Genomic DNA, 15,332 nt, shown 5'->3' on the forward strand with positions numbered 1-15,332 from the left:
CATCAGAGCCAACGCAAGCGGCGGAACAACCACCACTGGCCACCGGCAATACCGAGCACCATCAGGCAGGCGATCAGGAACCCATAGGGGCTTTGCGCACCAGGAATACCACCGACGTTGATGCCGAGCAGCCCCGTCAAAAAGCTCATCGGCAGAAAGATCGCGGTGATGGCGCCGAAGCGATACATGGTGCGATTCATCCGCTCGGTCATCCGCCGGTTTTCCGACTCCAGCACCAGACCGACGCGCTCGCGAATCAGCTCGAGCTCTTCCAGATAGCGGATCAGCCGGTTGTTCAGCTCGTTCCAGTAGTCGCCGGCATCCATGGAGAACCATGGGACCAGATTGCGCGACAGCTGGGTATAGATGTCGCGCTGCGGCGCCAGGAAGCGCCGTAGCGCCGCAGCACGCCTGCGCACGTGCAGCATCAGGCCATGATTTGGGGTGTAGCGTTCGTCGGCATCGAGCGCCTCTTCCTCGCCGTCGACCTGCTCGGACAACTCGACCACCAATGCATCGATCTTGCCGCTCATACGATCAGCCAGCTCGAACAACAGCTCTGACGCATTCCTCGGGCCATTGCCATGCTCGAAGGCCTCGATCAGCTCGTCAGTGGCCCGCAACGGCCGCAAGCGCAGGGAAATGACCCGGCGTGCCGAGGCAAAGATGCGCGCCGAGACCATGTCTTCAGGCTCAGCGCCCGGATTGAGATTGACCCCGCGCAAGAACAGCAGCAGCTCGTCACCTGGCAATGCCAGCAAGCGCGGCCGGGTGTTCTCTTCGAGCAACAGGTCACAACTGAACTCGCTGAGCCCGCTGGAGTTACGCAGCCAGTCGTGGGTCTGCGGATGACCACGATCCCAATGCAGCCAGAGATCCTCGCCATCGGCGAGCTGTAGCCCGTCGAGCTCCTGTCGCGCGATGCTGCGAGCGCCACCCTGGCCATCCAGCACAAAGGCGTGCACCAAGCCCCACTGCGCGTTCTGCTCTTCGTACATCCGCAGCCCCTACTCCCTCGAAGCCAAGCCCGACGGGTGCCGGGCCTCTCGCACTTATTCCGGCATCGCCAGCGGCTTGGGCGAGACGATTACACCGTTGTTGTCGGCGTAGATGTACTCGCCTGGGCGGAAAGTGACACCGCCAAAGGTCACCGGCACGTTGAGGTCGCCGATGCCGCGCTTGTCGGTCTTCATCGGGTGGCTGGCCAGCGCCTGAACGCCGAGATCGGTCTGTGCGATGACATCCACGTCGCGGATGCAACCGTAGATCACCAGGCCTTCCCAACCGTTCTTCGCCGCTTTTTCTGCCAGCATATCGCCGAGCAGGGCGCGACGCAGCGAACCACCACCGTCCACGACCAGCACTTTGCCCTGACCGTTCACGTCAACCTGATCCTTGACCAGGGAGTTGTCCTCGAAGCACTTGATGGTGACGATTGCGCCGCCAAACGAATCGCGCCCGCCGAAGTTGCTGAACATCGGTTCGACCACCTGAACCAGTTCCGGATAGGCGTCGCACAGATCGGGAGTGACGTATTGCATGGGAGAACTCCTGTAAGGGAAAGACGAATCAGAGGTGAGGCCCGTTCGCGCCTCAAGACGATAAAGCCAGGCATTCGCCGCATATTAGCCGCGCGATGCCGGCAGCGAAATGCTTGCACCGGCGGCATGCCGGCAAATGACCTACGCCGGCTGGGCGACCTGACGCGACTCCGGCAGCTCCTGATGGCGCAACCAATGCTCCGCAAGCGGCCACACATCTGTCTGTGCAGGCCGGCTGACGAGCATTTCGATGTGCCCAAAGTCATCGCTGAAGCCGTACTTCTTGCCCAGGCAGACGAACTCGCGACACGCCGAACCAAACTGCTCCAGCAGCTTGCGGCACGCCCACGCCGGATCCTGATGATCGGCCCTGGCCGCGACCGCCAGCACCGGCACGGTGACGCTGGCCAGCCCCGCCCACCAATCGCGCCCCGGCTCACCGAAGCGACCAAAGAGGCCGTGCCAGCGCAAGGTTTCCAGGGCCAAACCGATCGGTTCATCCTCGGGACCGCGCTTGAGGCCGGGCCCGGACAGCGCGGGAAAACGCTTGAGCAGGAAACGCCCGCCCCACTCCACCGGCGGCACTTTCAGCGGCCAATAGGTGCGACTGATCTGACTGCCGAACAATGCCGCCGAGGCCACCCGCTCTTCGCCCAGGTAATGCCCACCGAGCGCTGCGGCCAGGATGATGCCGCCCAACGAGTGGCCAATCCAATGCGCAGCCTGCCCCGCCTGCTCGTGCACGAACTCGGCGATGGCCGGCAGGTCGTAGCGGGCGTAGTCGGCGACGCGGTTGTGTCGATAGTCGCGATTGCGCGGCGACAGGCCGTGGCCGCGCATCTCCGCGATCCACACGTCGAAGCCGGCACGCGCCAAGTAAGGGCCCAGACCGAGCCCCTTGGGCGAGTACCAGAAGCGTCGATTGGAGAAACTGCCGTGCAACAGGATGACCGGCACGCCGCGGCGGCTCTCCTGCTGATGCAGGCCAAGCCGAGTCAGCGCCAGCTCTACCGTCCCGTCCGGGCTGTTGCCGGGCTTCAGACGGTAGACATCCTCACTCAGGTCGCCGCGCAATTCGGCACTCATCAGCGCGACAGGAAATAATTCACTACTGCTTTGCATAGCACTACGAACGAAAAATGACTGGCACAAAAAAGGGCGGGATCAATCCCGCCCTTTTCCACTGTGAGCTAGCGACTCAGGCCTGCTGACCTTCGGCCAGGAAGAACCAGGTCTCCAGCACCGAGTCCGGGTTCAGCGACACGCTTTCGATGCCCTGCTCCATCAGCCATTTGGCCAGATCCGGGTGGTCCGATGGGCCCTGACCGCAGATGCCGATGTACTTGCCGGCCTTGCGGCAGGCCTGAATGGCGTTGGCCAACAGCTTCTTGACCGCCGGATTCCGCTCATCGAACAGGTGGGCAATGATCCCGGAGTCGCGATCCAGACCCAAGGTCAGCTGCGTCAGGTCGTTGGAGCCGATCGAGAAGCCGTCGAAGAACTCGAGGAATTCCTCGGCCAGCAGGGCGTTGGACGGCAGCTCACACATCATGATCACGCGCAGGCCATTTTCGCCGCGCTTGAGACCGTTGTTGGCGAGCAACTCGACCACCTGGCTGCCTTCGCCCAGAGTGCGCACGAACGGCACCATGATCTCGACGTTAGTCAGGCCCATTTCGTTGCGGACTTTCTTCAGTGCACGGCACTCGAGCTCGAAGCAGTCACGGAACGACTCGCTGATGTAACGCGAAGCGCCACGGAAGCCGAGCATCGGGTTCTCTTCTTCCGGCTCGTACAGCTTGCCGCCGATCAGGTTGGCATATTCGTTGGACTTGAAGTCCGACAGACGCACGATGACCTTCTTCGGCCAGAACGCTGCGGCCAGGGTGCTAATGCCCTCGACCAGCTTCTCGACGTAGAAGCCGACCGGATCGTCGTAACCGGCGATGCGCTTCTCGACGCTGTCCTTGATGTCGGCCGGCAGGCTGGCGAAGTTCAGCAGCGCCTTCGGGTGCACGCCGATCATGCGGTTGATGATGAATTCCAGGCGGGCGAGGCCCACACCTTCGTTCGGCAGTTGGGCGAAGTCGAATGCGCGATCCGGGTTGCCGACGTTCATCATGATCTTGAATGGCAGCTCGGGCATGGCATCGACCGAGTTCTGACGGATATCGAAGCCCAGCTCACCTTCGAAGATGAAGCCGGTATCGCCTTCGGCGCAGGACACGGTAACGCCCTGGCCGTCTTTCAGCACCTGGGTGGCGTTGCCGCAACCAACCACTGCCGGGATGCCCAGCTCACGGGCGATGATCGCCGCGTGGCAGGTGCGCCCGCCGCGGTTGGTGACGATGGCGCTGGCGCGCTTCATCACCGGCTCCCAGTCCGGGTCGGTCATGTCGGAGACCAGCACGTCGCCCGGCTGGACCTTGTCCATCTCGGCGATATCGTTGATCACCCGCACCTTGCCGGCGCCGATCTTCTGACCGATCGCGCGACCTTCGACCAGCACCTTGCCGGTTTCCTTGAGCAGGTAGCGCTCCATGACGTTGGCGCTGCTGCGGCTCTTCACGGTTTCCGGACGGGCCTGGACGATGTACAGCTTGCCGTCGTCGCCGTCTTTGGCCCACTCGATGTCCATCGGGCGCTGGTAGTGCTTCTCGATGATCATCGCCTGCTTGGCCAGCTCGGCCACTTCGGCATCGCTCAGGCAGAAGCGCGCGCGGTCGGCGTGGTCGACGTCGACCACCTTGACCGACTTACCGGCCTTGGCTTCATCGCCATAGACCATCTTGATTGCCTTGCTGCCGAGGTTGCGGCGCAGGATGGCCGGGCGGCCAGCTTCCAGGGTCTGCTTGTGAACGTAGAACTCGTCCGGGTTGACGGCACCCTGCACCACGGTCTCGCCGAGGCCGTAGGCACCGGTGATGAACACCACGTCACGGAAACCGGATTCGGTGTCCAGGGTGAACATCACGCCGGCGGTGCCGGTTTCCGAACGGACCATGCGCTGCACGCCGGCGGACAGGGCGACCAGCTTGTGGTCGAAGCCCTGGTGCACGCGGTAGGCGATGGCGCGATCGTTGAACAGGGAGGCGAAGACTTCCTTGGCGGCGCGGATCACGTTGTCCACGCCACGGATGTTCAGGAAGGTCTCTTGCTGGCCGGCGAAGGACGCGTCCGGCAGGTCTTCGGCAGTCGCCGAAGAGCGCACGGCGACGGCCATGTTGTCATTGCCGTCAGCCATGGCGGCGAAGGCGCTGCGAATTTCGGCGTTGAGACGCTCGGGAAACTCGGCTTCCATCACCCACTGGCGAATCTGTGCGCCGGTCTTGACCAGGGCGCTGACGTCGTCCACGTCCAGCGCGTCGAGCGCCGCGTGGATGCGCTCGTTCAGGCCGCTTTGCTCGAGGAAGTCACGATAGGCCTGGGCCGTAGTGGCGAAACCGCCGGGAACCGATACACCGGCACCAGCCAGGTTGCTGATCATCTCGCCCAGGGAGGCGTTCTTGCCCCCTACGTGCTCAACATCGTGGACGCCGAGCTTATCGAGGGAAACTACGTACTCAACCAAGGTGATCTCTCCACTTGATATTCGGGAAAGCCGCCGCGCGCGATGGCTTTGGCCCTGACAAATAAGTCAAAATGCCGACCAATGCGGGCCCGGCGAAAGGGGGCCTATGATAGCTAAGAATCGTTCCCAGCTTAAGGCCCAAGGCGCAAATGAAACGAACCGCTTTCTTCATCTCGGACGGCACCGGCATCACCGCCGAAACCTTGGGCCAGAGCCTGCTGGCGCAATTCGAGAACATCACGTTCACGAAGCTGACCCGACCGTACATCGACAGCGTTGAAAAAGCGCGCGCCATGGTACAACAAATCAACGCAGCTGCCGAGAAAGACGGCGCCCGGCCGATCATCTTCGACACCGTGGTAAACCAGGATATTCGCGACGTTCTGGCGAAATCCGATGGCTTCATGATTGACATCTTTTCGACGTTTTTGTCCCCCCTCGAACAGGAACTGACTTCCCACTCGTCGTATAGCGTCGGCAAGTCGCATTCGATCGCCCACAGCAGCAACTACATGGAGCGTATCGAGGCGGTCAACTTCGCCCTCGACAACGACGACGGCGCGCGCACCCACTACTACGACAAGGCCGACCTGATCCTGATCGGCGTGTCGCGCTGCGGCAAGACACCGACCTGCCTGTACATGGCCATGCAGTACGGCATCCGAGCCGCCAACTACCCACTCACCGAAGACGACATGGAGCGCCTGCAGCTTCCGGCCGCGCTCAAGCCCTACAAGCACAAGCTGTTCGGCCTGACCATCGACCCGGACCGCCTGGCGGCGATTCGCAACGAGCGCAAGCCCAACAGCCGCTACGCCAGCTACGCCCAGTGCGAGTTCGAAGTCCGCGAAGTGGAAGCCCTGCTGCGCCGCGAGAACATCAACTTCATCAACTCCACGCATTTCTCGGTGGAAGAGATTTCCGCCAAGATCCTGGTGGAGAAAGGCGTGGAACGGCGCCTGAAGTAAGCGACCCGCCGCGCCCTCGCCAAGCCCGCGCCTGCGGGCTTTTGTTTGCCTGGCGACACGTCTAGCTCGGACGTTCCGCCCTCGCCTTCGCGCCCCAGAAGCTACCAGGTCCGCCTATGCGGGCCCGGTAGATCGCACTCAGAACGCGTCGCCAGGGACCCGTACCCAACCTTCCATCAGCACCCGCGCGCTGCGGCTCATGATGGCCTTGGTCACCGTCCACTCGCCGTCGACCTGTTTGGCCTCGGCGCCGACACGCAAGGTGCCGGACGGATGACCGAAACGCACCGCGGTGCGCTCGCCACCACCGGCTGCGAGGTTGACCAACGTGCCGGGCACGGCTGCCGCAGTACCGATAGCCACCGCACAAGTACCCATCATGGCGTGGTGCAGCTTGCCCATCGACAGTGCACGCACCAGCAAATCGACGTCGCCAGCGCTGACTTCCTTGCCGCTGGACGCCTGATAGGTCTTGGGTTTCGAGACGAAGGCGATCTTCGGCGTGTGCTGGCGGGTCGCCGCCTCTTCCGGGGTTTTGATCAGGCCCATGCGCAGGGCGCCGGCGATGCGAATCTTCTCGAAACGCGCCAATTGCTCCGGATCGCCGTTGATGGCCTCACGCAGCTCGGTGCCCTGATAGCCGATGTCTTCGGCATTGACGAACACGGTGGGAATGCCGGCAGTGATCATGGTCGCCTTGAAGGTGCCAACACCCGGCACTTCCAGGTCGTCGATCAGGTTGCCGGTGGGGAACATCGAACCGCCCTCCTCGCCGTCGTCGGACGGATCGAGGAACTCCAGCACGATTTCCGCGGCCGGAAAGGTCACGCCGTCGAGGTCAAAGTCACCGGTTTCCTGCACCTGGCCATTGCTGACCGGCACATGGGCGATGATGGTTTTCTGGATGTTGGCCTGCCAGATGCGCACCACGCAGGTGCCGTTGTCCGGGATGCGCTCCGGATCGACCAGGCCCGCATGCAGGGCGAACGCGCCGGCCGCGGTCGACAGGTTGCCGCAGTTACCGCTCCAGTCGACGAAGGCCTTGTCGATGGATATCTGGCCGTAGAGGTAATCCACGTCATGGCCGGGCTGGCTGCTCTTCGACAGGATCACGCACTTGCTGGTGCTGGAAGTCGCGCCGCCCATGCCGTCGATATGCGCCGAATAGGGATCGGGGCTGCCGATCACACGCATGAACAACTGGTCACGTGCCTTGCCTGGCACCTGGCAGCGTTCGGGCAGGTCCTGCAGGCGGAAGAACACGCCCTTGCTGGTGCCGCCGCGGATGTAGGTGGCAGGAACTTTGATCTGGGGTACGTGGCTCATGTCTTTTCCTTCGCGGCAAAACTGGGGTTCGGTAGCCTGTAGGAGCCAGCCTGATACGGCGTCGATCGCCAGCAAGCTGGCTCCTACAGGATGCCGGATAGCCCGCCGCGGGGTGTCGCCACCCCGCGGCGGAGTCTCACTTAGGCAGTCGCGGCCTCGGCGGAGGACTTCAGGAAGTCCTTGGCGAAGCGTTGCAGCACGCCACCGGCGTTGTACACACTGACATCGGCAGCGGTGTCCAGGCGGCAGGTCACCGGCACTTCGACCACTTCACCGTTGCGGCGATTGACCACCAGGGTCAGGTCGCAGCGCGGCGACAGGTCGCCCTTGATGTCGTAGGTTTCGGTGCCGTCGATGCCGAGGGTCAGGCGGGTGGTGCCCGGCTTGAACTCCACCGGCAGCACGCCCATACCGACCAGGTTGGTGCGGTGGATGCGCTCGAAGCCTTCGGCGACGATCACTTCCACGCCAGCCAGACGCACGCCCTTGGCCGCCCAGTCGCGGGACGAGCCCTGACCGTAGTCGGCGCCGGCGACGATGATCAGCGGCTGCTTGCGGTTCATGTAGGTTTCGATGGCTTCCCACATGCGCATGACCTGGCCCTCCGGCTCGACACGGGCCAGCGAACCCTTCTTCACAGCACCGTCAACAATGGCCATTTCATTGACCAGTTCCTTGTTGGCGAACGTAGCGCGCTGTGCCGTCAGGTGGTCGCCGCGGTGGGTGGCGTAGGAGTTGAAGTCCTCCTCCGGCACGCCCATCTTGTGCAGGTATTCACCGGCGGCCGAGCTCATCTGGATCGCGTTGGACGGCGACAGGTGGTCGGTGGTGATGTTGTCCGGCAGCACCGCCAGCGGACGCATGCCCTTCAGGGTGCGCTCACCCGCCAGCGCGCCTTCCCAGTACGGCGGACGGCGGATGTAGGTGGACATCGGGCGCCAGTCGTACAGCGGACTTTCCGCTTCCTGAACGCTGCCCAGATCGAACATCGGGATGTAGATCTGGCGGAACTGCTCCGGCTTGACGCTGGAAGCGACGATGGCGTCGATCTCTTCGTCGGATGGCCACAGGTCCTTCAGGGTGACCGGATTGCCGTTCTGATCGGTGCCCAGCACGTCCTGCTCGATGTCGAAGCGCACGGTACCGGCGAGGGCGTAGGCCACTACCAGCGGCGGCGAGGCCAGGAAGGCCTGCTTGGCGTAGGGGTGGATACGACCGTCGAAGTTGCGGTTGCCCGACAGCACGGCGGTGGCGTACAGGTCACGGTCGATGATTTCCTGCTGGATCACCGGGTCCAGCGCGCCGGACATGCCGTTGCAGGTGGTGCAGGCGTAGCCGACGATGCCGAAGCCCAGCTTCTCCAGTTCCGGCAGCAGGCCGGCTTCTTCCAGGTACAGCTTGGCGACCTTGGAGCCCGGAGCGAAGGAAGTCTTCACCCACGGCTTGCGTACCATGCCCAGCGCGTTGGCCTTCTTCGCCACCAGACCGGCGGCCACCACGTTGCGCGGGTTGGAAGTGTTGGTGCAGCTGGTGATGGCGGCGATGATCACCGCGCCGTCCGGCATCAGGCCTTCGGCTTCCTCGACCTTGCCGGACTGCAGCTTGGCCTCGTCGGCGATACCGCGCTCGGCCAGCGCCGAGGTCGGCAGACGGCGGTGCGGGTTGGACGGGCCGGCCATGTTGCGCACTACGCTAGCCAGGTCGAAGCTCAGCACACGCTCGTACTCGGCGGTCTTCAGCGCGTCGCTCCACAGACCCAGGGTCTTGGCGTAGTTCTCCACCAGCGCGACCTGCTCCGGCTCGCGGCCAGTCAGCTTGAGGTAGTCGATGGTCTGACCGTCGATGTAGAACATCGAGGCAGTGGCGCCGTATTCCGGGCACATGTTGGAGATGGTCGCGCGGTCGCCGATCGACAGGCTGTCAGCGCCTTCGCCGAAGAACTCGACATAAGCGCCGACCACACGTTCCTTGCGCAGGAACTCGGTGATGGCCAACACGATGTCGGTGGCAGTGATGCCCGGCTTGCGCTTACCGGTCAGCTCGACGCCGACGATGTCGGGCAGGCGCATCATCGACGGATGGCCGAGCATCACGGTTTCCGCTTCCAGGCCGCCGACGCCGATGGCGATCACGCCCAGGGCATCCACGTGCGGGGTGTGCGAATCAGTGCCGACGCAGGTATCGGGGAACGCCACGCCGCCACGCGCCTGGATCACCGGGCTCATTTTCTCCAGGTTGATCTGGTGCATGATGCCGTTGCCGGCCGGGATCACGTCGACGTTCTTGAACGCGGTCTTGGTCCACTCGATGAAGTGGAAGCGGTCCTCGTTGCGACGGTCTTCGATGGCGCGGTTCTTCTCGAAAGCATCCGGGTCGAAGCCCGGCGCTTCCACGGCCAGCGAGTGGTCGACGATCAGCTGGGTCGGCACCACCGGGTTGACCTTGGACGGGTCACCGCCCTGGTCGGCGATGGCATCACGCAGGCCGGCCAGGTCGACCAGAGCGGTCTGGCCAAGGATGTCGTGGCAGACCACGCGGGCCGGGTACCAAGGGAAGTCCAGATCGCGCTTGCGGTAGACCAGCTGCTCCAGCGAAGCGGTCAGGTCCGCCGGCTCGCAGCGGCGTACCAGCTGCTCGGCAAGCACACGGGAGGTGTACGGCAGTTTTGCCCAGGCACCAGCCTGGATCTCTTCGACAGCCGCGCGGGCGTCAAAGTAGTCCAGTTGTGTGCCCGGCAGGCTTTTACGGTATTGGGTGTTCATCTTATTTACGATCCTTGAGCGGCACGAACTTCAGGTCTTCAGGACCTGTGTAGTTGGCGCTCGGGCGGATGATCTTGCCGTCGATGCGTTGTTCGATGACGTGGGACGACCAGCCGGAGGTGCGGGCGATCACGAACAGCGGGGTGAACATCGCGGTGGGCACGCCCATCATGTGGTAGCTGACGGCGCTGAACCAATCGAGGTTGGGGAACATCTTCTTGATGTCCCACATGATGGTTTCCAGGCGCTCGGCGATGTCATACATCTTGGTGTTGCTCTGCTCGGCGGACAGCTCGTGAGCGACTTCCTTGATCACCTTGTTGCGCGGATCGGCCACGGTGTAGACCGGGTGACCGAAGCCGATCACGACTTCCTTCTTCTCGACGCGAGCACGAATGTCGGCCTCGGCCTCGTCCGGGTTGTCGTAGCGCTTCTGGATCTCGAAGGCCACTTCGTTGGCGCCGCCGTGCTTCGGACCGCGCAGCGCGCCGATGGCGCCGGCGATGCAGGAGTACATGTCGGAACCGGTGCCGGCGATCACCCGCGAGGTGAAGGTCGACGCGTTGAACTCATGCTCGGCGTACAGGTTCAGCGAGGTGTGCATGGCGCGCACCCAGGACGCACGCGGCTTCTCGCCGTGCAGCAGGTGCAGGAAGTGACCGCCGATGGAGTCATCGTCGGTTTCCACGTCGATGCGCTTGCCGTTGTGGCTGAAGTGGTACCAGTACAGCAGCGCGGAACCCAGCGAAGCCATCAGCTTGTCGGCGATGTCCCGGGCGCCCGGGTGGTTGTGGTCTTCCTTCTCCGGCGACACGCAGCCCAGCACGGACACGGCGGTACGCATCACGTCCATCGGGTGGGCGGACGGCGGCAGTTGCTCGAGGGAGGCTTTGAGGGCGGCCGGGATGCCGCGCAGGGCCTTGAGCTTGGCCTTGTAACCAGCCAGTTCGGCGACGTTCGGCAGCTTGCCGTGCACCAGCAGGTGGGCGATTTCTTCGAATTCGCAACGGTTGGCGAAGTCGAGCACGTCGTAGCCACGGTAGTGCAGGTCGTTACCGGTGCGGCCAACGGTGCACAGGGCGGTGTTGCCGGCGGCGGTGCCACTCAGGGCCACCGACTTCTTCGGCTTGAAGGTAGGGGCGGTCGTTTCAGTCGCGCTCATCGCTCGTATCTCCTCAGGTAATCCGGTTGGGTACTGCTTGTTGTTCTCCGCAGGCCACCGTGCGCGGGGCACGGGGCCTGCGTGCCGGTTATTTCTTGGCTGCGAACAGCGCGTCCAGCTTCTGCTCGAAAGCGTGGTAGCCGATGCGGTCGTACAGCTCGGCACGGGTCTGCATCAGGTCGATGACTTCCTTCTGGTGGCCATCGCGGCGCACCGCGGTGTACACGGCCTCGGCAGCCTTGTTGGCGGCACGGAAGGCGGACAGCGGGTAGAGCTGGATCGCCACACCGACCGAGGCCAGTTCGTCACGGGAGAACAGCGGGGTGGCGCCGAACTCGGTGATGTTGGCCAGGATCGGGACGTTCAGCTCCTTGACGAAGCGCGCGTAGGTCGGCAGGTCGTAGGCGGCTTCGGCGAAGATCGCATCGGCACCAGCCTCGACGTAGCGCTGGCAGCGCTCGATGGCGGCGTCCACGCCTTCGGCCTGGATGGCGTCGGTACGGGCGATCAGGAAGAAATTCGGGTCGGTCTTGGCATCGGCGGCCGCCTTGACGCGGTCGGCCATCTCCTCGGTGGAGACGATTTCCTTGCCCGGACGGTGACCGCAGCGCTTGGCGCCGACCTGGTCCTCGATGTGCGCAGCGGCGGCGCCGGCCTTGATCAGGTTCTTGACGGTACGCTCGATGTTGAACGCACTCGGGCCGAAGCCGGTATCGATGTCCACCAGCAGCGGCAGGTCGCAGACGTCGGTGATGCGGCGCACATCGGTGAGTACGTCATCCAGGGTATTGATACCCAGGTCCGGCAGGCCCAGCGAGCCGGCGGCAACACCGCCACCGGACAGGTAGATGGCCCGGAAGCCGGCACGCTTGGCCAGCAGCGCGTGGTTGGCATTGATCGCGCCAATCACCTGCAGCGGGCTCTCTTCGGCGAGAGCATCGCGGAAACGCTGACCTGGGGTTTTCAAACTCATGACTCACCTCGTGGAATTGTCTGGGTGGGAGCACCAAGGTAGTGGCGCTCGACATTGCGCTTCGATGCCCCGATGTGACGGCGCATCAGCAACTCGGCCAGTTCGCCGTCTCGGTCGGCGATGGCATCGAGAATTCGGTGGTGCTCGGCGAACGCCTGACGTGGGCGGTTCGGCGTGGCGGAGAACTGCAGGCGATACATGCGCACCAACTGGTACATCTCGCCGCAGAGCATCTGGGTCAGCGTGCGGTTGCCACTGCCCTGGATGATTCGGTAGTGGAAGTCGAAGTCGCCTTCCTGCTGGTAGTAGCCGACGCCAGCCTTGAAGGCCTCGTCCTGCTCGTGCAGGTCGAGCAGGCGGCGCAGTTCGTCGATCTCTTCCGCGCTCATGCGCTCGGCGGCCAGGCGACAGGCCATGCCTTCCAGCGATTCGCGGATTTCGTACAGTTCGACCAGCTCGGCCTGGCTCAGCGACACCACCCGCGCGCCAACGTGCGGCACGCGGACCAGCAGGCGCTGGCCTTCCAGACGGTGGATCGCCTCGCGCAGCGGGCCGCGGCTGATGCCGTAGGTGCGCGCCAGCTCCGGCTCGGAAATCTTGCTGCCCGGGGCGATTTCGCCGCGCACGATGGCCGCCTGGATGCGCCGGAACACATGTTCCGAGAGCGTCTCGCCATCGTCGGGGGCCGTGACGGCCACTTCAGTTGCATCCAACATATTGTCGACACACCATTGAACTTATGGGCGGAAATCTAGCGACGCCACCCATCCATGTCAATTGATTGTCGACAATCTGCTAATGCTAAAAAATTTTCACCGCCTTGACTGACTGCCACAAAGGACCATATGCGACCTGTCGCCGCAGAAAACCCGCATGCTAGAATGCCGCCGCCTGCATCGGCAGGGCGGCCAGGCCGCGCCTGCTAGACTTCACGCGTTTGTTCTGTACCTCACGGGATTTATGAGACTCGAGCCCCTAGCCCTGCTGTTTTGCCTGCTCTTATTGCCCGGCCTGAGTCTCGCCGCCGACAAGACGGTCTATGGACTCAATGAATACGCGACGCTGGCCGAGCTCGACTTGCAAGTGGCCGCCAAACTCGACACCGGTGCGAAAACCGCGTCGCTGAGTGCCCGCGACATCAAGCGCTTCAAGCGCGACGGCGAAACCTGGGTGCGCTTCTTCCTCGCCATCGACGACGCCCATGTGCACCCGATCGAACGGCCGCTGGCGCGTATCAGCAAGATCAAGCGGCGCTCCGGCGACTACAACGCCGAAGAGGAAAAGACCTACACGGCACGTCCGGTGATCGAGCTGGAGGTGTGCATGGGTTCGGCCTTGCGCAGCATCGAAGTGAACTTGACCGACCGCAGTGCCTTCCAATACCCACTTCTGATCGGCTCGGAAGCGCTCAAGCGCTTCGGTGCACTGGTCGATCCGAGCCTTAAATACGCAGCCGGCAAACCGGACTGCACTTCCGACGCAAACTCTGCAGAGTAATTTACATGCGCTCTCTCACCCTCCATCTGAAAGTCCTGATCGGCGTGCTGGTAACGCTGGGCGTGCTGATCACGGCGTATCAGATCTTCATTGTCGGCATCCCGGTTACCGAGGATGAAACCGACGACCTGTGGAACATCGACGCCAAGATCGAATTCCAGGCCAGCCCGAAGACCCCGGTGAAGGTGCAGATGTTCGTGCCGCCGCTCAGCCAGGACTACGTGAGCCTGAACGAGAGCTTCGTCTCCAATAACTACGGCGTGAGCATCAACCGCGCCGACGGCAACCGCAAAGTCACCTGGTCGGCACGCCGCGCCAGTGGCAACCAGACCCTCTACTACCGCCTGGTGATGACCAAGCGTTACAGCGGTGAGAAGCCCAAGGTCAGCGGCCCGATCTTCCGCGACAGCATCGCCGTGGAAGGCCCGGAGAAGATCGCCGCAGAAGCATTGCTTGCGCCGATCCGCCAACACTCGGCGGACGTCGAGACGTTCATCAGCGAGACCATCAAGCGGGTCAACAACCTCAACGACGACAACGTCAAGCTGCTGCTGGCTGGCGATGTGTCGACACCCAACAAGGCCAAGACCATCGAGCTGCTGCTGTCCATCGCCCACGTGCCGATGGAACGCGTACACACCATCCGCCTGGTCGCCGACCAGGCGCAGAGCCCGGAGCTGTGGATGCGCAGCTTCAACGGCGAGAACTGGCTGTACTTCAACCCGGAAACCGGTGAGCAAGGCATGCCGGTCGACCGCCTGATCTGGTGGATCGGCGACCAGCCGCTGGTCAACATCGAGGGTGGCAAGAAGGCCCAGGTCAGCTTCAACCTGAACAACAGCGAGATCAACGCGATCCGCCTGGCCAAGCTGACCGACGAGAACACCGACGCCGACTTCCTCGAGTACTCGCTGTACGGCCTGCCGCTGTCCACCCAGCAGACCTTCCAGATCATGATCATGATCCCGTTCGGCGTGCTGGTGATCCTGGTCCTGCGCAACCTGATTGGCCTGCAGACCCTCGGCACCTTCACCCCGGTGCTGATCGCCCTCGCCTTCCGGGAAACCGGACTGGAATGGGGTATCGGCCTGTTCACCGTGATCACCACGCTGGGCCTGTCGCTACGCTCCTACCTCGAACACCTGAAGCTGCAGATGCTGCCGCGCCTGTCGGTGGTGCTGACCTTCGTGGTGGTGACCATCGCCGCGATCAGCCTGCTCAGCCACAAGCTCGGCTTCGAGAGTGGCCTGTCGGTCGCCCTGTTCCCGATGGTGATCCTGACCATGAGCATCGAGCGTCTGTCGATCACCTGGGAAGAGCGCGGTGCCGCCCATGCAATGAAAGCGGCGATCGGCACGCTGTTCGCCGCCTCGCTGGCGCACCTGCTGATGAAAGTGCCGGAACTGGTGTACTTCGTGTTCACCTTCCCCGCCGTGCTGCTGATTCTGGTGGGCTTCATGCTGGCGATGGGTCGCTACCGCGGCTACCGCCTGACCGAGCTGTTCCGCTTCAAAGCCTTCCTGAAGGACTGA

General features: G+C 63.3%; 12 protein-coding genes. 3 read left to right on the forward strand and 9 right to left on the reverse strand.

Annotation, left to right across the window (positions count from 1 at the left end; genetic code table 11):
• Positions 1 to 2 precede the first annotated feature (2 nt).
• The 4 genes from JQX08_RS01515 to ppsA form a co-directional block, all read right to left on the reverse strand.
• Positions 3 to 998 (reverse strand): zinc transporter ZntB, encoded by a 996-nt coding sequence (locus JQX08_RS01515; RefSeq protein ID WP_204914209.1) that lies wholly within the window; start codon positions 996 to 998, stop codon positions 3 to 5.
• 54 nt (positions 999 to 1,052) lie between these two features.
• Positions 1,053 to 1,541, reverse strand: coding sequence for a ribonuclease E activity regulator RraA (rraA, locus tag JQX08_RS01520; RefSeq protein ID WP_204914210.1), 489 nt, complete (start codon positions 1,539 to 1,541; stop codon positions 1,053 to 1,055).
• Positions 1,542 to 1,682: 141 nt separating this feature from the next.
• Complete coding sequence (locus tag JQX08_RS01525) at positions 1,683 to 2,663, reverse strand: alpha/beta fold hydrolase (RefSeq protein ID WP_204915307.1); 981 nt, start codon at positions 2,661 to 2,663, stop codon at positions 1,683 to 1,685.
• A 76-nt stretch (positions 2,664 to 2,739) separates the two neighbouring features.
• On the reverse strand, positions 2,740 to 5,112 hold the full coding sequence (ppsA, locus tag JQX08_RS01530) for a phosphoenolpyruvate synthase (protein ID WP_204914211.1): 2,373 nt from the start codon (positions 5,110 to 5,112) through the stop codon (positions 2,740 to 2,742).
• A 149-nt stretch (positions 5,113 to 5,261) separates the two neighbouring features.
• Between ppsA and ppsR the strand changes: the two genes are divergently transcribed.
• The gene (gene ppsR / locus JQX08_RS01535) at positions 5,262 to 6,080 is read left to right on the forward strand and encodes a posphoenolpyruvate synthetase regulatory kinase/phosphorylase PpsR (RefSeq protein ID WP_204914212.1); all 819 of its coding nucleotides are present in this window, start codon (positions 5,262 to 5,264) and stop codon (positions 6,078 to 6,080) included.
• A gap of 138 nt (positions 6,081 to 6,218) precedes the next feature.
• Here the strand turns inward: ppsR and prpF are convergent, their stop codons facing one another.
• From prpF to JQX08_RS01560, 5 genes are all read right to left on the reverse strand, one after another.
• The gene (gene prpF, locus JQX08_RS01540) at positions 6,219 to 7,406 is read right to left on the reverse strand and encodes a 2-methylaconitate cis-trans isomerase PrpF (RefSeq protein WP_204914213.1); all 1,188 of its coding nucleotides are present in this window, start codon (positions 7,404 to 7,406) and stop codon (positions 6,219 to 6,221) included.
• A 140-nt stretch (positions 7,407 to 7,546) separates the two neighbouring features.
• A complete protein-coding gene (gene acnD / locus JQX08_RS01545) occupies positions 7,547 to 10,168 on the reverse strand; it encodes a Fe/S-dependent 2-methylisocitrate dehydratase AcnD (RefSeq protein WP_204914214.1) in 2,622 nt (873 codons plus the stop codon).
• A gap of 1 nt (position 10,169) precedes the next feature.
• Positions 10,170 to 11,330: a bifunctional 2-methylcitrate synthase/citrate synthase gene (gene prpC / locus JQX08_RS01550; RefSeq protein ID WP_204914216.1), complete on the reverse strand. Its 1,161-nt coding sequence runs from the start codon at positions 11,328 to 11,330 to the stop codon at positions 10,170 to 10,172.
• An 88-nt stretch (positions 11,331 to 11,418) separates the two neighbouring features.
• Complete coding sequence (gene prpB, locus JQX08_RS01555) at positions 11,419 to 12,303, reverse strand: methylisocitrate lyase (protein WP_204914217.1); 885 nt, start codon at positions 12,301 to 12,303, stop codon at positions 11,419 to 11,421.
• Positions 12,300 to 13,019 (reverse strand): GntR family transcriptional regulator, encoded by a 720-nt coding sequence (locus JQX08_RS01560; protein WP_204914218.1) that lies wholly within the window; start codon positions 13,017 to 13,019, stop codon positions 12,300 to 12,302. The genes prpB and JQX08_RS01560 overlap by 4 nt, the downstream gene beginning before the upstream one ends.
• A 244-nt stretch (positions 13,020 to 13,263) precedes the next feature.
• Between JQX08_RS01560 and rloA the strand changes: the two genes are divergently transcribed.
• Positions 13,264 to 13,800, forward strand: a complete 537-nt coding sequence (gene rloA, locus JQX08_RS01565; RefSeq protein WP_204915308.1) for a retropepsin-like aspartic peptidase RloA — start codon at positions 13,264 to 13,266, stop codon at positions 13,798 to 13,800.
• Positions 13,801 to 13,805: 5 nt separating this feature from the next.
• Positions 13,806 to 15,332 (forward strand): osmotic stress tolerance membrane protein RloB, encoded by a 1,527-nt coding sequence (gene rloB, locus JQX08_RS01570; protein ID WP_204914219.1) that lies wholly within the window; start codon positions 13,806 to 13,808, stop codon positions 15,330 to 15,332.

This window comes from Zestomonas insulae (assembly GCF_016901015.1).
GTDB classification, from domain to species: Bacteria; Pseudomonadota; Gammaproteobacteria; order Pseudomonadales; family Pseudomonadaceae; genus Aquipseudomonas; species Aquipseudomonas insulae.